Genomic DNA, 21,584 nt, shown 5'->3' on the forward strand with positions numbered 1-21,584 from the left:
TCATGCTGACGTTTTTCATCAAACGCCCGCGCTTTGCGATGGTGATTGCGCTGGTCATCACCCTGCTCGGGGCCATCGCGCTGAGGATTATTCCGGTAGAGCAGTACCCGCAGATCACGCCGCCGGTCGTGAATGTGTCAGCGTCATGGCCCGGCGCCAGCTCGGCTGACGTGGCGGAGGCCATCGCCACGCCGCTGGAGACCCAGCTGAACGGCGTGGATCACATGCTTTACATGGAGTCCACCAGTTCGGACGAAGGCACCTACAGCCTGAACATCACCTTTGCGGCGGGTACCGATCCGGATCTTGCCGCCATCGACGTGCAGAACCGCGTGGCGCAGGCCGTGGCGCAGCTGCCGACCGAGGCGCAGCAAAACGGCGTACAGGTGCGCAAGCGGGCCACCAACCTGATGATGGGGGTAAGTCTTTACTCACCGAATAACACCCACACGCCGCTGTTCGTCAGCAACTACGCCAGCACCCAGGTGCGCGAGGCGCTGTCGCGTCTGCCGGGCGTCGGGCAGGTGCAGATGTTCGGCGCGCGCGACTACAGCATGCGCATCTGGCTGCGTCCGGACCGCATGAACGCCCTGAACGTCACCACCGACGACGTGGCGCAGGCGCTGCGCGAGCAGAACGTGCAGGGGGCGGCAGGCCAGGTCGGCACGCCGCCGGTGTTTAACGGCCAGCAGCAGACCCTGACCATCAACGGGCTGGGGCGACTGAACCAGGCCGAAGACTTTGCCGACATCATCATCCGCGCCGGGGAGATGGGCCAGCTGGTGCGCCTGAAGGACGTCGCCACCATCGAGCTTGGCTCGCGCAGCTACAGCTCCGGCGCGCAGCTCAACGGGCACGACTCCGCCTACCTCGGCATCTATCCGACCCCATCCGCCAACGCCCTGCGCGTGGCCGACGCGGTACGCGCGGAGCTGGAACGCCTTTCGACGCGCTTCCCGGACGACCTGGTCTATGAGGTGAAATTCGACACCACCTCCTTTGTTGCCGCCACCATTAAGGAGATCGGCGTCTCGCTGGCGCTCACCATGCTGGCGGTAGTGGTGGTCGTTTCCCTGTTCCTGCAAAGCTGGCGCGCAACGCTGATTGTCGCGCTCGCCATTCCGGTGTCGCTGGTGGGCACCTTCGCGGTGCTCTACACGCTCGGCTACTCCGCCAACACCCTCAGCCTGTTCGCCATTATTCTGGCGCTGACCATGGTGGTGGATGACGCCATCGTGGTGGTGGAGAGCGTCGAAACGCTGATGGCGGAAGGGCAGAGCCGCACGGCGGCGACCGCGCTGGCGCTGCGCCAGATTGCCGGGCCGGTCATCGCAACGACGCTGGTGCTGCTGGCGGTGTTTGTGCCGGTGGCGCTCCTGCCGGGGATTGTCGGCGAGCTGTACCGCCAGTTCGCGGTGACGCTCTCGACTGCCGTGACGCTCTCAAGCCTCGTGGCGCTGACCCTGACGCCCGCCCTGTGCGCGCTGCTGCTGCGCCCGCGTCCGGAGAAACCTGCGGCACTCTATCGCGCCTTTAACCGCGGGCTGGACGCCACGCGCGGTTTCTACATCCGCATCGTGAACGTATTAAACCTGCGTCCGTGGCTGGCGCTGCTGGCCACCGCAGGCGCGGCGGCTGTGGTGGCGTTCAGCTTTACGTCGATGCCTAAAGGCTTCCTGCCGCAGGAAGATCAGGGCTACTTCTTCGCCAGCGTCCAGTTGCCGGAAGCGGCCTCGCTGGAGCGCACTGAGGCGGTGATGACCACGGCGCGCGAATTAATCGCCAAAAATCCGGCGGTGGAGGACGTGATTCAGGTCTCCGGATTTAACATCCTCAACGGCACTAGCGCCTCCAACGGCGGGTTTATCTCCATCATGCTCAAAGACTGGAGCGAGCGTCCGTCGCTGGACGAGGTGATGGGCACCCTGCAACGCCAGCTGCTGGCCCTGCCGGAAGCGACCATCATGACCTTCGCGCCGCCGACGCTGCCGGGGCTGGGCAACGCCTCCGGCTTTGACCTGCGCATTCAGGCGCAGGCGGGGCAGAGCCCGGCGGAGCTGGAGCGCGTGACGCGTGAGGTGCTGGCGAAAGCCAACCAGCACCCGCAGCTGAACCGCGTGTTCACCACCTGGAGCAGCAACGTGCCGCAGCTGACGCTGACCGTTGACCGCGAGCGCGCCGCCCGTCTCGACGTGCCGGTGTCGCGCATCTTCAGCAGCCTGCAAACGGCCTTTGGCGGCACGCGCGCCGGGGATTTCAGCGTGAATAACCGCGTTTACCACGTCGTCATGCAGAACGAGATGCAGTGGCGCGAGCGCGCGGAGCAAATCAGCGAGCTGTTCGTGCGCAGCAACAGCGGCGAGCGGGTGCGCCTCAGCAACCTCGTTACCATTACGCCGACAGTCGGCGCGCCGTTCCTGCAGCAGTACAACCAGTTCCCGTCCGTGTCGGTGAGCGGCTCGGCGGCGGAAGGGGTGAGCAGCAGCACCGCGATGGCGGCGATGGGCGAGATTCTGGCGGAAAACCTGCCCGCCGGGTACGACTATGCCTGGAGCGGCATGTCGTATCAGGAGCAGCAGACCGGCAATCAGGCGATATGGATCGTGCTGGCGGCGGTGGTGATGGCGTGGCTGTTCCTCGTGGCCCAGTACGAGAGCTGGACGCTCCCGGCGAGCGTGATGCTCTCGGTGCTGTTCGCCATCGGCGGGGCGCTGGTTTGGCTGTGGCTGACGGGCTATGCCAACGACGTGTACGTGCAGATCGGTCTGGTGCTATTGATAGCCCTTGCCGCCAAGAACGCAATTCTTATCGTGGAGTTTGCCCGCGCGCGGCGCATGGACGGGATGGCGATTGTCGATGCCGCGCGGGAAGGGGCATCACGCCGCTTCCGCGCGGTGATGATGACCGCCGTGTCGTTCATTATCGGCGTATTGCCCATGATGCTGGCGACCGGGGCGGGTGCCCAGAGTCGCCGCATCATCGGCACCACGGTGTTCAGCGGCATGCTGGTGGCGACCATGGTAGGGATCCTGTTTATCCCGGCGCTGTTCGTGCTGTTCCAGCGCCTGCGCGAGTGGGGCCACGGCCTTACGGACTCGTCGCCCACAGCTCGCAGTGCTTCTGAACCAGAGAAATAAGCGAACCGCCGTCGGCGATAAACTCCCGCATGCGCTGCGCCTCGCTCTTGCCCTGCTTTAACAGCAGGGCGATTTCATTGATTGCGCTCGTCGCGCCGAGCTTCTCGGCCGACGGCGCAACCTGCTCAAGGAGCCAGGCGATATCTTCCGCCACGGTTTTGTGCTCGCCGGTGTGCACGTCCGTCAATATCCCCTCCAGCCCGTAGCGACAGGCCTGAAAACGGTTAAAGCGGTACAGCAAAAAATCTTTTTCCTGATGCTTATAGGGCCGTGTGGTCAGCAGCCAGTGGGACGTCGCCTGAATCAGTCCGGCGATGTTAATCGCGTGGCCGAGCGTCAGCGGCGTATCCATCACCCGCACCTCGACGGTGCCGAAGTGCGGGCTGGGGCGGATGTCCCAGTGCAGATCTTTAATGCTGTCGATCATGCTGGTGGAACTCAGGCGGCGGAACAGCCCTTCGAACTCCTGCCAGCTGTTGACCCACGGCATCTGGCCGTTATCCGGGAACCCTGAAAAAATGTTCAGCCGCGACGAGGAGAACTTCGTGTCCGTGCCCTGCATGTACGGCGAGGCCGCCGCCAGGGCGATAAAGTGCGGGACAAAGCGCGACAGGCCGTGCAGCAGGTAGATGGCGTCATCCCCGGTCCGACAGCCGACGTGCACGTGCTGGCCGAACACCGTTGCCTGCAAAATCAGGTAGCCGAAGCGCTCAAGCGTGACGTTATAGCGCTCGTCGTCGCACACCTCCTGACGCTGCCACTTCTGGAACGGATGCGTCCCGCCGCCGCAGATCTGGATATGCTGCTCCGCCGCCGCGCGCAGAATGCTCTGCTGCATCACCGAGAACTGCGCGGCCGCCTGGTCGATGTTCTGGCACACGCCGGTGGCGATTTCGAGCATGCTTTCGGTGATATCGTGTTTGACCTCGCCGCCTTTGATGTCGTCTTTGACGGCGGCGATAAGCGCGGAGGAGTCCTGGCTCAGATCGAAGCCCGGCGGGTTAACCACCTGCAGTTCGAGTTCGATGCCGAGGGTAAAAGGTTCAGAGGATTTGAAATCAGGTAAAGGCATGGCGCACTCCGTTGTCTGTTGTGTGTTGAGTATAGACAACGGCGTGGCGCTCACTTTTCAGGGTGGTATAACTGTTAGCAGGCTTAGCGAAAAGGGGAGTTAACCATGTCTGACAATCCAGTGATTGCGCTGATTGGGCCTGGCGCAATTGGTACTACCATTGCCGCAGTGCTGCACGACGCGGGCCGCACGCCGCTGCTGTGCGGACGCACCGCGCATCCTGAACTGCGTTTGCGCGACGACGAGGGGGAAACCGTGGTGCCGGGTCCGGTATTAACCGATCCGGCCGTCATCACGCGCCCCGCCGATCTGGTGTTTGTGGCGGTGAAAACGACGCAAAATGCCGACAGCGCCGGGTGGCTGCGCGCGCTGTGCGATGAAAGCACGGTGGTCTGCGCCCTGCAAAACGGCGTGGAGCAGAAAGCCCAGCTGGAGCCGTGGGTCAACGGCGCGACGGTGCTGCCGTCGGTGGTCTGGTTCCCGGCGCAGCGCGAGCCGGACGCCTCCGTGTGGCTGCGGGCGAAGCCGCGCCTGACGCTGCCGGACGTGCCGCAGGCGCAGCGGGTGGTGGAGGCGCTTCACGATACGCGCTGCGCGGTTGAGCTCTCGGCAGATTTCGCCACTGTCGCCTGGCGCAAGCTGCTGCAAAACGCGGTCGCCGGGCTGATGGTGCTTTCTAACCGCCGCGCCGGGATGTTCAGGCGCGAGGATATCAGCGAGCTTTCACTGGCCTACCTGCGCGAGGGGCTTGCCGTCGCCCGCGCCGAAGGGGCGAAGCTGGGCGATGACGTGGCCCAGGAGATCCTGGCGAACTTCCAGCGTGCGTCCGAGGACCTGGGCACGTCGATCCTGGCCGACCGTCAGGCGGATCGCCCGATGGAGTGGGATATCCGCAACGGCGTGATCCAGCGCTACGGCCGCAAGCACGGGATTGCGGTGCCCATCAGCGACGTGGTGGTGCCGCTGCTGGCGGCGGGGAGCGAGGGGCCGGGTTGAGATACGGTAAAGACCCGGCCATTGTGCGCCGGGTGACTCTTACTTAGCCTGACGGGCTTTCTCTGCTTTCAACTCTTCCATGGTGGCCTCCAGAATCCAGAGGCATTGAGCACCGTCTACGGTTTCCAGCAGCGCCCTGCGGGTACGCTGATAAAACGCGTCGATTTCGGCGGGTGATTTCTCTAAAGGCGGAGTACAGACAATATCGCTGCCTACCATGTGCGGCCATTTTCCGGCATCAATGGAGCGGAGCGCTTTCAGCGCGGCGTCCGTATTTGTTGTGAGCGCAGCGGCCAGGGCATCCTCTAGCCGCTGCGCCTGATTCCCATCAGCCACGGCAGCCAGCGCTGGGGCTTGCTCAATCCAGTGTGCATCACCCGAGGCGATTCCCTTAAGTGCAGAAGACCAGTCAGTTACGCCAGCGAATGCCGGGGCTATAAAAGCAGATAGCAGCAGTACGATCGGGTATTTCATCGTACAACCTCAAGCTCGCCGCCGTCGCGGAGGATCTTACGCCTCGTTGACGGTGAGAGAATGATGCATCCCTCAGATGCAAAACCGGCGGGACCATACTTGTGGTCACCATGAATGCGAAATTCTGAGCGACCAAAACTTTCTCCCGAGGTTTGCTCAAGAATGATGATTATCGGTCCTTTAGAACCTATCCCAGAAGGGATTGTCAGAATGTCGTAACTGATAATTTCTGAAGGTGAAAAGATGACAGGCAGCAAATGGCGGATCAGCGATGAACTTTGGGAAAAAATGGCACCGCTTATCCCTGAGCACAAAACCTGCCATCCACTCGGTACGCACCGGAAACGCGTTGATAACCGCGCTGCCATGGACGCCATATTCTTCGTCCTCAGGACCGGTTGCCAGTGGAACGCCCTGAACGCCACCGGGATATGTTCATCGAGTTCTGCACACCGGCGCTTTCAGGAATGGCGCGATGCCGGAGTCTTCGAGCGCTTCTGGCAGAACGGTTTGCTTGCCTGCGGGCATCTGGACAGCATTGACTGGTCCTGGCTGTCAATGGACGGCTGTATCACCAAATCGCCGCTGTCAGGAACAAAAAAACAGGCCGTAACCCCACTGACAGAGGGAAACAAGGCGTAAAGCGCAGCCTTTTGACGGACGCCTGCGGGCTTCCTCTGTCGCTGGTTGTCTCAGCAGCGAACACGCACGACATCAAACTGGTTGCGGATACGCTCGATGCCCTTCAGACGGGTCGTCCGGGGCAAAAACTCAGACTCTGCCTGGACAAAGGTTACGATGCAGGCTGGCTGAAAACATATCTGCAGAGCCGCCGCTACGAGCCGCATATCCAGTCCCGTAAAGAAGAGTCAGATGCCAGTAAAAACACGGACTTCAAAGCCCATCGCTGGGTTGTCGAAAGAACTCATAGCTGGATGAATCGCTTTCGCCGGGTTCTGACACGATGGGAAAAGAAGACTGAAAATTACGAGGCCATGTTGCATTTTGCCTGTGGTCTTATTGTCTGGAATAAAGTCCTATTGAGATAGGCTCTTAGAATTCGAATGACCCGCGATTTTATACGTCCCGCGAGGCAGTGGCCCCAGTCCTTTCACATGCTGACGGTCCGGGTTGTTTTTATTTGTCAGAGCACCGGAATACCCGGTCTCAATTAATTTACCGTCTTTATACATCTTGCCGTTATGCTTGTCGGTTGGTTGCGCCACGCCGTGATTCAGTCCGATTATCTCGATACTTCCTTCACGACCATATATATCGACAGAGCCTTTTATATCGGCACCGCCATCATCTTTAAGCCATAAATAAGCGGGAATAGCCATTTGTATAAACTCCATTTAAGGAAATCCTGAAAAATCCTTTTGGTTTAGTGGGTTATGTAACTATTGCAACGCTAGCGTTTTCAAAGTGGCCCGTCAATTTTTGTACGGTATGGATATAAAACGATCTGCGGTTTCGTTGATGAAAATTAAGAAATGATGGGATCTTACAGTTTGGATCTGGATAAAGGGTTAATGATTAATATCGTGGTTTAACTTAAAATTTGATTAAGTGAATAAATGATTGCAAGTGTAATAAATAGTGGATCTGTTATTAGCGCTACATGAATTTGACGATTTATGAGTTAATTAATAGCTCCTGATAGCTCGTCAGAATACCCGCCAGCAAGTAGCGACAGGTTTGAAAAGGGTTAAAGCGGGAGAGCAGAAATCCTTTTCCTGCGTTTAAATGCCGCAATATGCGCGAAGGAATCCTGGCTCAGATCGTACCCCGCCGGGCTAACGGCCGCTGTTTTTCCGTTCGGCAAAGTAGTGGGCGGGCGTGCTGCCCATCGCTTTTCTGAACATGGTGATAAACGCATTCACCGATTCGTACCCGAGCGTTGTCGCCACGTTCTGGACGGGCACGCCGCTTGCCAGCTCCCGCAGGGCAATAATCAAATGCAGCTGCTGGCGCCATCGCCCGAAGCTTAGCCCCGTTTCGCGCTGCATCAGGCGGGCAAACGAGCGCTCGCTGAGGGCGAGCCGTTTCGCCCAGTCTTTCAGGGTGCTTCTGTCCTCAGGGCGGCTAACCAGCGCGTCGGCCATGGCGCGAATTTTCGGGTCGGCTGAGACCGGCAGGCTCAGCTTCTGCTGGGGCATGCTGGCGAGCTCGTCCAGCGTGACTTTGGTCAGCCTGGCGACGTGGCCGTCGAGGGAATAATCAACGCCCTCATGCGTCAGTCGATCGACCAGCTCCTTAATCAACGGCGAGATCGCCAGCGTGCAACACTTCTCCGGCAGCGCCGCCGCGCCGGGCTCAATAAACAGATAGTTCAGGTGCGCGTTCCAGGTCGCTTTCGCGCTGTGCGGGATCCCGCCTGGGATCCAGACGGCGCAGTCCGGCGGCACGATCCAGATATCGTTTTCCGCATAACAGCTGACCGCGCCGTAGCGGGCAATAATCAGCTGCCCCTTGCGGTGGGTGTGTACCGGCACTTCCGCGGCGTAATCCACGAAGTCCAGATGACGCGCCACGGCAGGAGAGGCGCTAGAGTCAGGGTCATACAGCGTATGAGCATGTTGAGGCTTCACGATTCTGGCAACTTTTAGGTATTTTTTGACAGAATAGAGTATTTAAGCGGGTCTGCAAGCCGGTAATAATCCCGGCATGAAAAACATTTTCTCTCATCCCGCGCTGCGAAACGACGCAGGGGCGCTGATCTACGCCGCGAAGAGTTTTGCCGCGGCGATGCTGGCTTATTACCTCGCGCTGTCGATCGGCCTTGAACGTCCTTCGTGGGCCATTATTACGGTTTACATCGTGTCGCAGACGTCGGTCGGGGCATCGCTGAGCAGAAGCCTCTACCGGCTGGCCGGTACGGTTGTCGGGGCCTGCGCGACCGTTCTGATTATCCCCACCTTCGCGAATACGCCGATCCTGTGCAGCGTTGTACTGACGGGTTGGATCGCGTTCTGCCTGTGGCTCTCCCTGCTGGAACGCACGCCCCGGGCGTACGCCTTCGTGCTGGCGGGCTACACCGCGAGCCTGATTGGCTTTCCGGCGGTGTCCGATCCCGGCGGCATCTTCAACGTCGCTATTGTCCGCGTGCAGGAGATCGCTATTGGGATTCTCTGCGCGGCGCTGATCCACCGCTACGTGCTGCCCGCGCGGGTATCGGGCCAGTTCAACGCTAAGCTATCCCAGACGCTACGGGCCGCGCGCGGGCGGGTGGCGGATACCTTAGCGGGCAAACCCGACGCGGCTTCCGGCCCGCTGCATCTGGCCCTGGCGCTGCAGTTCCTGCAGGGCATCAGCCACCATATTCCGTACGATTTTGCCCTCTCAGCCCCGGTGCGGCAGGCCAGAAACGCCATTCACGACCGGCTGGCGCGGCTCGTTATTGTCAACTGTGAATTACACGATCGCCTGCCCATGATAGGAACCCTGCCCGCCGACGTGCAGACGCTGCTGGAGAACGTTCGGGCCTGGCTCGCCGCTGAAAGCGACAGCCGCGGCGGCGAGGCGCTGCGGCACCGCAGCGCGAAGCTCATCGCGCGGTATGCCGCGCAGGCGCAGACGTTTGACGACGCGCTGCGGGTCAGTTTTATCCGCTACCTCTCGGAGGCCATCGCTCTTCTGCAGCAGTGCGAGCGCCTTTCCGGGGCCATCCGCCACGCGAAGCCTGTCTTCGGGGAGAAACAAACCCGTGCGGCAAAAGGCTACGTGTTCCACCGGGATCCCCTTACCGCAGCCCGCACGGCGCTGGGGGCTTTCGCCATTATCCTGAGCGGCTGCCTGGTATGGATCTTCTCTGCGTGGCCGGATGGCGCAACGGCGGTGTCAATACTGGGGGTCTGCTGCACGCTGTTTGGCAGCTTCGACACCCCGGCACCGCACATTGTGAAGTACATCGTTGGCTCGTTCTGGGGCGTGCTGATAAGCCTGCTCTACAGCTTTGCGCTGCTGCCGCAGGTGAGCGATTTCCCGGTGCTGGTGGCGGTGCTTGCCCCGGCGTATCTGCTGGCCGGGTCGCTTCAGGCGCGCCCGCCTACCACGTTTATGGCGATGGGGATCACCCTGACGCTGCCCATTCTGTGCGAGCTGGGTGCGCGCTACAGCGGAGACTTCGCCGTTGCGGCCAACACCGCCATTGCGCTCTTTGCCGCGACCGGCTTTGCCGTCATCAGCATGAGCCTGTTGCAAACCGTGCAGGCGGACGCCGCCATTGCGCGTCTGCTGAGCATCTGCCAGCGCGACATTCGCCGCAGTGTGAAGGGCACGCTGCGGGTGGATGAAACGCACTGGATCAACCTGATGATGGACCGCACCGCCCTGTTGCTGCCGCGTTTGCAGCGGAGTGAACATGCGCCAGAGCAGGCGCTTGACCGGCTGCTGCACGCGCTGCGTCTGGGGCTTTCGGTCATGCATTTACGCCGTGGTGACACACCGCCCGGCAGGGAGGTTGACGCGCTTTTTCATCAGATAAACGCCGCAGACCGCCACGCCTCACGCGAACGCATCGCAACACTTATCGCGCGCCATCTGCCTGCGGCAGATGAACATACGCGCCAGTTTGTCTTCAGGCTGGTGGATCTGCACTGTGCATTACGGGGGCCAGACCATGGTTAACGATCTCAATATCGGCGGTGTTTTTATCCCCGGGCTGCTGACGGTCGCCCTTGCCGCGCTGGTCTGCACGCTGAGCCTCGTGGCGCTTTTCTCTCTCAGCAGGCTCTACCGGCACCTGCCGTTTCGCCCGCTGCTGGACGTTTCCACCTGGATTGTCACCTTTTTCCTGCTGATGCAGGGCCTGACCGCGTTGGGGTTATTGTCATGAAATCACTGCTCTCTTTACTGGCTCGCTATGCGCTGACGTTAAGCGCGGCCGCAGCTGCCACGCTTCTGGCGTTTATGATGTGGAAACACTATGCGCAAACGCCGTGGACCCGCGACGGCCGCGTGCGGGCGGACGTGGTGCAGATTGCGCCGGACGTCTCCGGGCCGATCATCAGCGTGGCCGTGCGGGATAATCAGTGGGTGAACCGGGGCGATGTGCTCTACACCATCGATCCGCGCTGGCTAAGGCTGGCGGTGGCCAGCGCGCAGGCGGACGTCGAGTCGAAACGCCATGAAATGCTGATGCGCCAGGATGCGGCCCATCGCCGCACGCTGATTAAAAACGCCATCTCCAGCGAAGATTTGCAGCAAACCGGCAGCGCGGCGAACGTCGCGGCGGCCAACTATCACGGTGCGCTGGCCGCGCTGGATCTGGCAGAGCTTAATCTGGCGCACGCCACCGTCCGTGCGCCGGTTTCGGGGTACGTCACGCACCTGCGGCTTCGCCCCGGAGACTACGCGACGGCGGGGGAGACAAAGGTTGCCATCGTCGATGCCCACAGTTTCTGGGTGGTGGGATACTTTGAGGAGACCAGGCTGCGCCATATTCACGTCGGGGATGCCGCGCAGGTTGTGCTGATGGGGTATGAGCCTGTCATCACGGGTCACGTGGAGAGCATTGGGCATGGGGTTGGGGACAGCAATGATGAGACGGGCGGGCTGGGTCTGCCCGACGTCGAGCCTACCTTCAGCTGGGTGCGGCTGGCGCAGCGCGTGCCGGTGCGCATTCATATCGACACGCTGCCGCAGGGGATTGAGCTGGTGGCGGGGCTGTCGGCGAGCGTGGCGGTGGGGCAATAATCTGGGGATAGTCAGCCTTAAACACATATGCGAAACTTACCGCTTCTGAAAATATGTGGTGGGACCCGCTCAATGTCAGAACAACATTCGCAGTGCCTGTTCAGTGAAGGACTGATCAACGTTCCTGAGGGTTATCAGGATCGTACCGTCAACGTATTCGCGCCGTCCGCGGCGGATGCGCCGGCGTTCAACATCTCCCGCGATGCCCTCAATCCCGGCGAAGCGCTTGCCGCGTATATCGATCGCCAGCTCGCCCTGATGGCAAAGCACATCAAGGGCTGGAAGCAGGGTGAGCGCAGCGCCACTACGCTGGGCGACGGCCTTTCACAGGGTGAAACCGTCCATGCCAGCTACCTGCGCGACGGGAAACGCATCTGGCAGCAGCAGGCCGTGTTTAACGTCGACGGCGATAACATTCTGGTGTTCACCATGACCTGCACCCGCGCGCTGGGCGATGCCGACGGCGCGCTGTTTGGCGATCTTCTCAGGAGCTTCCGCTTCCACCATTAACTTCAGGGACCGTTGTTATGTTTGAAGCAGCACGCGTTGGTGATGATATCGGCCACTCCGGTGCGCTGGCCGGGATGATTGCCGGAACGATTGTCGGTGGCCTGATTGCCGCCGCCGGGGGCATTCTGGCGGGGGCCATGTTTATTGCGGGTCTCGGCGCTTCCTGCCTTGGCGTGGGCGTCCTGCTCGTCGGCGCCAGCCTCGCCGTGGGGTATTACACCGGGGAGCTGGCAACCGCCGCCCGGGACAGCATCGCGGACGCCGGGGCATCCAGCATGACGAAGAAAGGCGTCATCACCTCCGGCTCGCCCAACGTGTTTATCAACGGTAAACCCGCCGCGCTTGCCACCGATAGCACCGTCGACTGTTCTGACGACGGCTCGCAGCAGATGGCCGAAGGCTCTAAGCGCGTCTCCATTAACAGCCAGCCTGCGTCCCGCATCGGGGATCGCACCACCTGCGACGCGAAGGTGATGACCGGCTCGGACAACGTCATTATCGGCGGCGACCCGCAGCAAACCCTGCCCATTCAGTCTGAAGTGCCCGAGTGGCTCTACAAGGTCTCCGATCTGACCCTGCTGTTCGCCGGCCTGCTCGGCGGGTGGGGCGGTGCCGCTGGCAAAGTCGGGGCGCTCTCTAAGCTGCTGGGCAAAATCCCCGGTATCAACAAGCTGGCCCGTATCGCCTGTCGCGCCGGGACGCTGATGACCGGCGTGGCGGCCGCGGGGATCATCGCCCGCCCGGTGGATATCGTCAGCGGACAGAAGTTTCTCAGCGGGGATGATGAGCTGGACTTCGTCATGCCTTCCCGTCTGCCGGTGCGCTGGCAGCGCTACTGGCGCAGCGGCAACCCCGGCGACAGCGTGCTGGGCCGCGGCTGGAGCCTGTTCTGGGAAAGCCGCCTGGAGACGTATCAGGACGGCCTGGTGTGGCGCGCGCCGTCCGGCGATTACGTCGCCTTCCCGAAGGTCCCGAAAGGGCTGCGCACCTACTGCGAAAGCGAAAAAAACTGGCTTGAACATCATCAGGACGACAGCTGGTCGGTGTATGACGTTAGCGGCGAGCGCTGGCACTATGCGCCGCTTAAGGATGATGCCCCGTCGCTGCTCCAGCGCATCTCTGAACCCTGCGGCAACGATATCCTCTTCGAGTGGAATGCGGATAATACCCTGCATGCCCTGACCGACAGCGCGGGCCAGCGCGTGGTCTGCCGCTACGACCGTGACAGGCTCGTCGGCGTCTGGCTGGATGACGAGATCTGCATGGTCAGTTACGCTTATGATGAACAGCGCCAGCTGGTCTCCGTGACCGGCCGGGGCGGTAGCGTGCGCCGACGCTTCAGCTGGCAGGACGGGCTGATGAGCGCCCACGAGGACGCCAACGGCCTGCTGAGCGAATACCGCTGGCGGGAGATTGACGGCCTGCCGCGCGTGGTCGGCTTCCGCCATAGCGGCGGCGAACAGCTGACGTTCGAATACGATTTTGATAACGGCACCCGCCGCGCGACCCGCGAAGACGGCGCGCAGGCGCACTGGCTGGTGGATGACGACGACAACGTCGCGCGCTTCACGGATTACGACGGCCGCCAGACGACGTTTGTTTACCGCGACGGCGAGCTCTGCGACGTCATTCTGCCGGGCGGCGCAATGCGCCGCAGCACGTGGGACAAATATGGCCGCATGACCAGCGAGACGGACCCGGCGGGCCGCCGCACGGAGTATCACTGGCATCGCCTGACCGACCGCATCACCCGCACGGTGTACCCGGACGGCACCTCTGCGCAGGCCATGTATGACCTTCGCGGTCGCCTGCTGTCGGAAACGGATCCGGCCGGTAGCACCACCGCGTATCGCTATCCCGATGATGAAGAAAACCTGCCGGAGAGCATCACCGACGCCATCGGCGGCGTGGTGCGCCTGGTCTGGAACCACCAGGGGCTGCTGACGCAGCGCACCGACTGCTCCGGCAGCGTCACCCGTTTCACCTACGATCGCTTCGGGCAACTGATTGCCAGCGAGGATGCGGAAGGGAATATCACGCGGCGGGAGTGGAGCCGTGCCGGGCTGCTGAGCGTCGTGATCCATCCGGACGGCAGCCGCGAGTCGCTGGTGTGGAACGAACGCGGCCAGCTCACGGGCTGGCGCGACCCGCTGGAAAGCGAGGTGAGCTGGGCCTATAACGCGCTCGGCCTCCCGGTCAGCCTTACCGACCGTATTGGCCGCGTGCGCCAGTGGCGCTACGACCCGCGGGGTAACCTGCTGCGACTCGATAACGGCAACGGCGCGGAATACCGCTTCACCTACGACGCCGTGGGCCGCCCGCTCAGCGAAACGCGCCCGGACGAGACCGTGCGCCATATGGAATGGGACGCGCGAGGGTTCCTCTGCGCGCTCGAAGAAAACGGCCGGCCTGCCGCCGACGGCGGCATCGCCCGTCGCGTCCAGCAGTTCAGCTATGACGACAGCGGGCTGCTGATCGGGCGCACTCAGCGCCACGCGGAGTACCGCTACTTCCGCGACCTGAGCGGCCAGATTACCCGCATTCGTCGCACGCCAACCGCCGAAGGCGTTGCCCTGGGTATCGAAAGCGATGAGATCGCTTACCGCCACGATGCCGCCGGGCGCGTGCTGAGCGAGTCCGGTATTAACGGCGCGGTGGGCTACGAATGGGATGCCCTGAGCAACCTGACCGGCCTGACGCTGCCCGGCGAGCAAAAGCTGGCCTGGCTGCACTACGGCTCCGGCCACGTCAGCGCCATCCGCTTCGGGCAGCAGCTGGTGACCGAATTTACCCGCGACCGCCTGCACCGCGAGGTGCGCCGCACCCAGGGCGCGCGCGAGCAGATCCGTCAGTATGACAGCCTCGGCAGACGCACTCTGCAGCGCAGCGAATTGAGCACGGACGTGACCCTGCCGGAGCAGGCGCTACTGGAACGCCTGTACCGCTACACCGCGCGCGGCGAGCTTTCCGGCGTCAGCGACACCCTGCGCGGTAAGGTGGATTACGGCTACGACGCCGAAGGGCGCCTGCTGAAGCACTACGAGGCCCGCCAGGGGCACAGCCGCGCGCAGTTCAGCTACGACGCCGCGGATAACCTCGCCGCCAATGACGATCCTGTACCGGTTACGGATAACCGCCTGCAGCACTGGCAGGCGCTGTTTATGAAATACGACCACTGGGGCAACCTGGTCAGCCGCCGCAACGGGCTGTATGAGCAGCATTATGCGTATGACGCCGAGAACCGTCTGGTGTCAGCCCGGGGAACCGGGCCGGAAGGACGGTTTGAGGCGCGCTATCACTACGACGTGCTGGGCCGCCGCACGCGCAAAATCGTCACCACGACGCACGGCACTACCAACACCCGCTTCCTGTGGCAGGGCTACCGCCTGCTGCAGGAGCAGCAGGAGAGCGGGCTGTGCAGCACCTATGTATACGACCCGAATGAAGCCTGGAGCCCGCTGGCGCGGGTGGATCACCTTCGTGACCAGAGCAGCGGTGAGATTTACTGGTTCAACACCGACCTGAACGGCGCGCCGCTGGAAGTGACCGACGAGCGCGGCGCGGTGCGCTGGAGCGGCCAGTACGGCAGCTTTGGCGAGGTACGCCACCAGAGCGAAGGGTTCTCACGGCTTGTGAATCGCTCGGCGATGGCGCACCAGCCGCTTCGCTATGCCGGGCAGTACGCTGATGGGGAAACGGGGCTGCACTATAACCTGTTCCGCTACTACGACCCGCAGGTCGGGCGGTTTATTGTGCAGGATCCGATTGGGTTGAATGGTGGGTGGAACCTTTATCAGTATGCGCCAAATCCGTTGGGGTGGATTGATCCGTGGGGGTTAGCAGGTGTCAGGCTCCCAAGAAATAATGGCCATTGGGACGGTATACCAGGAGAAAGTAACTGGTATTCATATAATGACAAAGTTAATGCAGTTACATCGAACCAGCCTATACCTTTCAGTGAAGGAAGGCCTGATTTTTCTGCGTGGTCAAAAGGTACACTTACTTTCGAAGATGGTGTGCTGAATGGGACGGATAAAGATTTTTCAAAAGTATATAGTGCCATTGCAGAGAAAAAAGGCATTACGCAGAAAGCGGCTCAGAATTTGTTAAGGGAAAAAATGCTTACTCCACATCATCTGAGTGCGAATACTATAATTCTTGTCCCAAGAGATCTTCATGGCAATGTGCCACATATTGGCTCCGCATCAGATATGAGGAGGAAAGGAAAATGTTGAAAAAATTAGAGCACTTTGGAGCGAAACCGACATCATTACCATTAGATGAGCTGAAAAAGAGTTTAAATACATTAGAAACATCAATAGGGCCAATTCCTGAAAGTTATCGTGCCTATTTACTTCATTTTGGCGTTTCTGTTCTTTTTGATGTAAATATTGTTTTCAAGGCGTTACAACCATCTCCGTGGTCTGATGAGCAAGGAAACGATACGCTTGAGTCTTTGTACGGCCTTGCAGAATCGGGTAAAGAATATACTGTCTTTGAAATGGCTGATACATACCGGAATGATTTTCGCGATCAATGGTTACCGATAGGAGCCTCGTCTGGTGATAATCAAATCTGTCTTTGCCTCAAGGGAGGTATGTCGGGAGAGATTTGGTTTTGGGATCACGAGTCTGATCCAATATTCAATCATTCAGTAGTGACCTCCGGGCTGACGAAAATAGCAAACTCCTTCGATGAGTTTGTTGATATGCTTACTGCTCAGGATGATAAAATAGATGCATCAGGGGTAGTTAAAGTCGATCTTGATTTTTAATAAAAGTGTACTTGCGGTGATCCTGGCGAAGCCCATCTATTGCTGTAAGGTGGGTGTAGCTGGTGCAGCATATCACAGCAGCAACAGCCGCTTCGCTATGCCGGTAATATATACTTTGCCTTTTAAAAATAGCAATCTATAAAAGATTGGTGCGGGTACTATCTTCGGTTACTCTTAGGATACTAGCCATCTTAATGAACGCCAGACTTCCGATAAAATCTGTCAGGAGCAAAACGATTCAAGATAAGGACAACTGATGAGTAATGTTAAAAATCTTATCGCAGCGTGTATTAACTGCTATGAAGAAAATGATGTATTCACCATCGGAATAGGGGATGACAGTCATGATCCAAAAAATTTTATCATTATCGGACGATTCGATGAAGATGAATTACCCGTTAACGAATGCATTGGATTCCAGAGTGAGTCAACGAAATATGAGTTAACAGACTCTATTCGTTCTGTTCAGCTCACTGAAGACAAACTTGTGATCGTGCTTAATGAAGATGCCGTAAAAATGATTGGTATCAGGGAATATCATGTGGTCATTCCTGCAGCAAAAGACTCTAAATCGCTTGGAAAGTGTTTGAGGGGAGTGTTTGAAGGCAGTGACGTGCCTCTACAATTACCATAGGAGTTTTAGCCGCGACATGGCCAGCTTGGCTGCGTCACTTATTCTTAATATAGGAAAATATCATCCTAATCAATTCCCCACAAATGCACTTACCGGCACGCCAAAACGCTTCGCCAGCGCGCGCATATGATCCAGCGTTAACGTGCGCTGTCCATTGAGGATTCGACTCACCAGAGATTTCTTGCCTATCTCATTCTCAAAATCGCTCTGTGTGAGTTGGTACTGATCCATCAGCGTTCGCAATAACGCAACGCCTGACGGAATGCTGGCTACACGCGCGTTAAATTCTGCACACTCCGGAGACTCGTTTTCGTATTTATCGATCTTCGTAGTGAGCATCTCTACCAGCGGGCTATCGGGGTCATGCTCAATCAGATATTCCACCAATCCCAGAGCATCCTCGTAATCCTGACGCGACGGTCTTGAACCCAGGAAAGGAAGCTCGCTTGTCAGATCGTTTGCCGCTTTGATGGCTGCCGCATAGTTCATTCTTTCGTTCTCCGGTAGAGGTCCGTGAGCTTGTCATACTCTGCGTGAGTACTGATGTGTTTGATAAAGATCTTTCCCCGCTCAAAATCAGCAAAAAACATCACTCTTAAATGCCCGCCACCTACATCAATGACCCACCATTTTTCCCGGTATTTCATTCGATCCAGGCTGGGAAAGCGCTTTCGCATGTCGTCTGGTGATGGATAGTGTTTCTTTTTTAGTACCCGTTAGAGATCGTCCAAGGGCGTGCTTGATTAGGAAATTGTCAGGTGGCCGCGTCGAAAGGTGCTGTTGAGACTACGTGCATCTTTGCCCCTTGTTTCCAGACTGGAAGCATTATAGGTGATGGTTGGCGGGTTGACAATGTGGAAACTTTGATGGAATGCAGTTTTCATATACTCGTGATGACGTCGTTCATTTAATGAGTGTGAACACTGAATGAGGTGACCGTGAAAGAAATGTCCGCTTTGTGCCAGGAGCGGATGTTCGTTGCACTCCTGGATAAATACACAGCATTTTTTGCTTTAATCATAAAAAGCTAAATAGCTGCGCCGAATAGTAGATCACTTAAAGGGAACTCAGCCCGAATTGTGCGATCTGATCAATCGCCAAATCAAAACAAATCACCAACCGGACTGAGCGATGCCGATCATAGCACCAATACCCCGCGACGAACGCCGCCTGATGCAAAAAGCTATCCATAAAACACGCGATAAAAATTATGCCCGCAGACTCACCGCTATGCTGATGCTGCACCGGGGTAACAGTGTTAGTTGCGTTGCCAGAACGCTCTGTTGCGCCCGTTCATCTGTTGGGCGCTGGATTAACTGGTTCACGTTATCGGGTGTGGAAGGCCTCAAATCCTTACCGGCAGGACGCTCCCGACGCTGGCCTTTTGAGCATATTTGCACCTTGTTACGTGAACTGATAAAGCACTCTCCCGGCGATTTTGGTTATCAACGTTCACGCTGGAGCACCGAATTACTGACAATAAAAATCAATGAGATAACCGGGTGTCAGTTGCATGCAGGCACTGTGCGTCGCTGGTTGCCCTCTGCCGGACTGGTATGGCGCAGGGCTGCGCCAACGTTGCGTATCCGCGATCCGCATAAGGACGAAAAGATGGCGGCAATCCATAAAGCACTGGACGAATGCAGCGCAGAACACCCGGTCTTTTATGAGGATGAAGTGGATATCCACCTTAATCCCAAAATCGGTGCAGACTGGCAGTTGCGTGGACAACAGAAACGCGTGATAACGCCGGGGCAGAATGAAAAATACTATCTGGCCGGAGCGCTGCACAGCGGCACGGGCAAAGTCAGCTATGTGGGTGGAAACAGCAAGAGTTCGGCACTCTTCATCAGCCTGCTGAAGCACCTGAAAGGCACATATCGACGGGCAAAAACCATCACGCTCATCGTGGATAACTACATTATCCATAAAAGCCATGAAACACAGCGGTGGCTGAAAGGGAACCCGAAGTTCAGAGTGATTTATCAGCCAGTTTACTCACCGTGGGTAAACCATGTTGAGCGGTTATGGCAGGCGCTGCATGACACGATAACGCGTAATCATCAGTGCCGTTCAATGTGGCAGCTACTGAAAAAGGTTCGTCATTTTATGGAAACCGTCAGTCCCTTCCCGGGAGGACAGCATGGACTGGAAAAAGTGTAGCGGTATTAGGCGCAGCTATTTAGCTTTGAGCAAATTATCAGGTATATTTATTTGTTGCTGATTAAGAAAAATAACTATAATTTAGGTGATTAGCTTGTAGCAAACTAGAAATTTTAGGTCAGATATAGACATTACTTTTTCAACACATTTTGGTTGCAGTTAGCAGTAATTAATTTTAAATAACTACATTTCACCAGCAAGTTACCACACGACGTGTCATCTGATTAAACCAGAGAAAGCGGGCCAGTACATATACAACTGTTAGGCTGACAATTAACTTTCCCGAAAATTATAGAGGTAGCAGTGAGCGGAACAAATCGAGCAAAGATAACATTTTTAGAGTTGGTTATTCCTCCCATCTCTAATCAAGAAGCAGTTTGGTTTAAAGACGAACCTTTTGCCGAATATATGAAGCAAAGCGATTTCTACATGATTGGTGGAAAAGCCAAGTCAAAATTTTCTAATATTCGTGCCAATGAAGACAATAGCCAAATTTTCTTTGATGTTTTTGTAGGCGATGTTCATAAAAGCAGCGGGGTCATTCATATATATAAGTTGAAGCCAGTTATTGATTTTGAGGGTAATGACTTTGGTGTTGGTTGCGGGGGAGGGGCAATAGAGTTTTTCTACAAAAAAGATGGCGAAAAATTCTTATTGGCTAGATTTACACCAGAAAATATTCTATGGTATCGATCTAGAGGAGAAGAAGGCATATCAGGTTTAGATAATTATGCAGATGTTTTGGTCTATGATCTACTTTATGTCGGAATAGCAAAAAAAGGAGATAGTTATAGTCGTCTAATAGCTAAAGGACATCATGCGCGTCAAGAAATACTTTCTAATGAGCCACAGCGCTATCCTGGAGCTAGGGTTACTGATGAGATTTTTCTTTTCCTATTCCGCCCAGAGCCTTTATTTATCACTACGTTCGGCCCTGATAGTGATATAGATCTGGACTTTGGCTACGATCACAAAAAAATTATTGCAGATGCCGAGAAAGCCTTCGTAAGTTTGTTGCAGCCAAACTATAACACAGTCAGATTTAAACAATATCCAAAAGGTTCAGACGGATTATACGACTCTAAGCTAGATAGGTATGGTTACTCTATAGGGGAAGCTATCACTTTTAATACCCCTCACGGTCAAATTAAAGGAGGTAGAAATGGAGATTTAGGGGGGTTAAGTAACAAAGCTGATTTTATATCAGTCGACAAGGAATCTGCCAAAATTTTCATTTCAGGCGTTGATTTTCCTAATGATGAACCTAATGTCTAACAATCGCATGTTGGCGGACTGGTTTTCTGCTGCGATCTAAACCAGCCGCAAATATGGGCCTTATGTCTGCAATTCGCTCTTAACGAAAACTCAACAAACAACGCTGTACTTTGCATAAGGCCGAAATCCTGTTTTTTACCCAGCAGAACTCCGGCCTCCCATCACTCGCCTCAATGCGCCGTTATATACGGCTCCTTCACAAACTCCGCCAGCAGCCAAACCATATCATGCAGCAGCCCGGTCAGCTCTTTCGCTACACTAGGCGGCAGCGCACCGCCCAGCACCGCCAGCGTTAACGCTACGGCATAGTCCACCTGCAGCGTCGTCTCCTGCCAGCAGTCCGGCACGCAGGAGGTAATCTTTTCCCCTGCGATCAATAGTTCAACCAGATACGAAGGCAGTTTGGCATCGCAGCATTCCCGCAGCCGCTTCAGCGCAGCCAGCAATCGATTACAGAGTGTGGCAAACGTCACCGCGTCGTCAGTTTCCACCAGCACGCTTACATACGCAGTGCAGGCGTCAGCTAGTTCAAAGAGATCCGCAGAATCGGGAAGTTGTACGTGGAGAAGGTGATAAATAGCGCTTTCTTCAGTAAGCGCGTAAGAAAATCCAGGGATAGTAGCCATAAGGCATCCTCTTTATGCAAAAAAATATTAACCGCCCGATGAGTTCCTACGCTCAGAGGGGGTAGCGCTGACGGAGGTAGGAATACCGTGCATAAAGAAAAACGGCCAGCCTTTCGACTGCTCCGTCAGCGCCACCGTGATTCTAACGGGATATGCGCTGTCGCGACAAAAAATATCGCTTTATGCTAACGGGTTCCTACGCCCGGTTACGGATGTGCCGCAACGC

19 protein-coding genes and 2 pseudogenes are annotated in these 21,584 nt (G+C 57.4%); 12 read left to right on the plus strand and 9 right to left on the minus strand.

Annotated elements, in window-relative coordinates; translation table 11 throughout:
• Positions 1–2 precede the first annotated feature (2 nt).
• Positions 3–3,137 (plus strand): efflux RND transporter permease subunit, encoded by a 3,135-nt coding sequence (locus EXW94_RS15740; protein WP_174340492.1) that lies wholly within the window; start codon positions 3–5, stop codon positions 3,135–3,137.
• On the opposite strand, the gene EXW94_RS15745 is transcribed toward EXW94_RS15740, so the two are convergent.
• Entirely contained in the window at positions 3,088–4,209 is a 1,122-nt protein-coding gene (locus EXW94_RS15745) for a YbdK family carboxylate-amine ligase (protein ID WP_174340493.1), read from the minus strand. The genes EXW94_RS15740 and EXW94_RS15745 overlap by 50 nt on opposite strands.
• Positions 4,210–4,314: 105 nt before the next feature.
• On the opposite strand from EXW94_RS15745, the gene EXW94_RS15750 reads away from it, so the two are divergent.
• Complete coding sequence (locus EXW94_RS15750; RefSeq protein WP_174340494.1) at positions 4,315–5,205, plus strand: oxidoreductase; 891 nt, start codon at positions 4,315–4,317, stop codon at positions 5,203–5,205.
• 39 nt (positions 5,206–5,244) lie between these two features.
• On the opposite strand, the gene EXW94_RS15755 is transcribed toward EXW94_RS15750, so the two are convergent.
• Complete coding sequence (locus EXW94_RS15755; RefSeq protein WP_174340495.1) at positions 5,245–5,679, minus strand: hypothetical protein; 435 nt, start codon at positions 5,677–5,679, stop codon at positions 5,245–5,247.
• Positions 5,676–5,864 (minus strand): annotated as a pseudogene (locus EXW94_RS28525) (DUF2778 domain-containing protein); the annotation flags it as partial. The gene EXW94_RS15755 and the pseudogene EXW94_RS28525, both read right to left, overlap by 4 nt.
• Positions 5,865–5,922: 58 nt before the next feature.
• Between EXW94_RS28525 and EXW94_RS15760 the strand changes: the two are divergent.
• Positions 5,923–6,728 (plus strand): IS5 family transposase gene (locus EXW94_RS15760; RefSeq protein ID WP_174339605.1). Its coding sequence is split into 2 segments (ribosomal slippage): positions 5,923–6,273 and positions 6,276–6,728, totalling 804 coding nucleotides; the frame shifts between segments, so codons are not numbered across the junction.
• Positions 6,729–6,869: 141 nt separating this feature from the next.
• Here the strand turns inward: EXW94_RS15760 and EXW94_RS15770 are convergent.
• Together EXW94_RS15770 and EXW94_RS15775 are read right to left on the minus strand one after the other, a co-directional pair.
• A pseudogene (locus tag EXW94_RS15770) lies at positions 6,870–7,019 on the minus strand (type VI secretion system tube protein Hcp); the annotation flags it as partial.
• 456 nt (positions 7,020–7,475) lie between these two features.
• Positions 7,476–8,270 carry a helix-turn-helix domain-containing protein gene (locus EXW94_RS15775; RefSeq protein WP_174340496.1) on the minus strand — a complete coding sequence of 265 codons (795 nt, stop codon included), beginning with the start codon at positions 8,268–8,270 and terminating at the stop codon, positions 7,476–7,478.
• Between the two features lie 76 nt (positions 8,271–8,346).
• Between EXW94_RS15775 and EXW94_RS15780 the strand changes: the two genes are divergently transcribed.
• From EXW94_RS15780 to EXW94_RS15810, 7 genes are all read left to right on the plus strand, one after another.
• Positions 8,347–10,308, plus strand: coding sequence for an FUSC family protein (locus EXW94_RS15780; RefSeq protein ID WP_174340497.1), 1,962 nt, complete (start codon positions 8,347–8,349; stop codon positions 10,306–10,308).
• Entirely contained in the window at positions 10,301–10,516 is a 216-nt protein-coding gene (locus EXW94_RS15785; RefSeq protein WP_120159082.1) for a DUF1656 domain-containing protein, read from the plus strand. Before EXW94_RS15780 ends, EXW94_RS15785 begins: the two co-directional genes overlap by 8 nt.
• Positions 10,513–11,376 carry an HlyD family secretion protein gene (locus EXW94_RS15790; RefSeq protein WP_174340498.1) on the plus strand — a complete coding sequence of 288 codons (864 nt, stop codon included), beginning with the start codon at positions 10,513–10,515 and terminating at the stop codon, positions 11,374–11,376. The genes EXW94_RS15785 and EXW94_RS15790 overlap by 4 nt, the downstream gene beginning before the upstream one ends.
• A gap of 72 nt (positions 11,377–11,448) precedes the next feature.
• Complete coding sequence (locus EXW94_RS15795) at positions 11,449–11,886, plus strand: DcrB-related protein (protein ID WP_174340499.1); 438 nt, start codon at positions 11,449–11,451, stop codon at positions 11,884–11,886.
• A 17-nt stretch (positions 11,887–11,903) separates the two neighbouring features.
• Positions 11,904–16,121, plus strand: a complete 4,218-nt coding sequence (locus tag EXW94_RS15800; RefSeq protein ID WP_254797849.1) for an RHS repeat-associated core domain-containing protein — start codon at positions 11,904–11,906, stop codon at positions 16,119–16,121.
• Positions 16,115–16,660, plus strand: a complete 546-nt coding sequence (locus EXW94_RS15805; RefSeq protein ID WP_174340500.1) for an SMI1/KNR4 family protein — start codon at positions 16,115–16,117, stop codon at positions 16,658–16,660. The genes EXW94_RS15800 and EXW94_RS15805 overlap by 7 nt, the downstream gene beginning before the upstream one ends.
• A gap of 256 nt (positions 16,661–16,916) precedes the next feature.
• Positions 16,917–17,294, plus strand: a complete 378-nt coding sequence (locus EXW94_RS15810; protein WP_174340501.1) for a hypothetical protein — start codon at positions 16,917–16,919, stop codon at positions 17,292–17,294.
• A gap of 69 nt (positions 17,295–17,363) precedes the next feature.
• Here EXW94_RS15810 and EXW94_RS15815 read toward each other — a convergent pair whose 3' ends face one another.
• Together EXW94_RS15815 and EXW94_RS28570 are read right to left on the minus strand one after the other, a co-directional pair.
• Positions 17,364–17,783, minus strand: a complete 420-nt coding sequence (locus tag EXW94_RS15815; protein WP_174340502.1) for a type II toxin-antitoxin system HigA family antitoxin — start codon at positions 17,781–17,783, stop codon at positions 17,364–17,366.
• Positions 17,780–17,971 (minus strand): type II toxin-antitoxin system HigB family toxin, encoded by a 192-nt coding sequence (locus tag EXW94_RS28570; RefSeq protein ID WP_073000837.1) that lies wholly within the window; start codon positions 17,969–17,971, stop codon positions 17,780–17,782. The genes EXW94_RS15815 and EXW94_RS28570 overlap by 4 nt, the downstream gene beginning before the upstream one ends.
• 454 nt (positions 17,972–18,425) lie before the next feature.
• Here EXW94_RS28570 and EXW94_RS15825 point away from each other — a divergent pair, with 454 nt between their 5' ends.
• Both EXW94_RS15825 and EXW94_RS15830 read left to right on the plus strand, forming a co-directional pair.
• The gene (locus tag EXW94_RS15825) at positions 18,426–19,457 is read left to right on the plus strand and encodes an IS630 family transposase (RefSeq protein WP_174339222.1); all 1,032 of its coding nucleotides are present in this window, start codon (positions 18,426–18,428) and stop codon (positions 19,455–19,457) included.
• 303 nt (positions 19,458–19,760) lie between these two features.
• Complete coding sequence (locus EXW94_RS15830) at positions 19,761–20,732, plus strand: hypothetical protein (RefSeq protein WP_174340503.1); 972 nt, start codon at positions 19,761–19,763, stop codon at positions 20,730–20,732.
• A gap of 170 nt (positions 20,733–20,902) precedes the next feature.
• Here EXW94_RS15830 and EXW94_RS15835 read toward each other — a convergent pair whose 3' ends face one another.
• Entirely contained in the window at positions 20,903–21,358 is a 456-nt protein-coding gene (locus EXW94_RS15835) for a hypothetical protein (RefSeq protein ID WP_174340504.1), read from the minus strand.
• A 27-nt stretch (positions 21,359–21,385) separates the two neighbouring features.
• On the minus strand, positions 21,386–21,493 hold the full coding sequence (locus EXW94_RS28575) for an ash family protein (RefSeq protein WP_157843337.1): 108 nt from the start codon (positions 21,491–21,493) through the stop codon (positions 21,386–21,388).
• Positions 21,494–21,584 lie beyond the last annotated feature (91 nt).

Origin of the sequence: Enterobacter sp. JMULE2, assembly GCF_013337145.1 — a bacterium.
Lineage (GTDB): Bacteria > Pseudomonadota > Gammaproteobacteria > Enterobacterales > Enterobacteriaceae > Enterobacter > Enterobacter mori.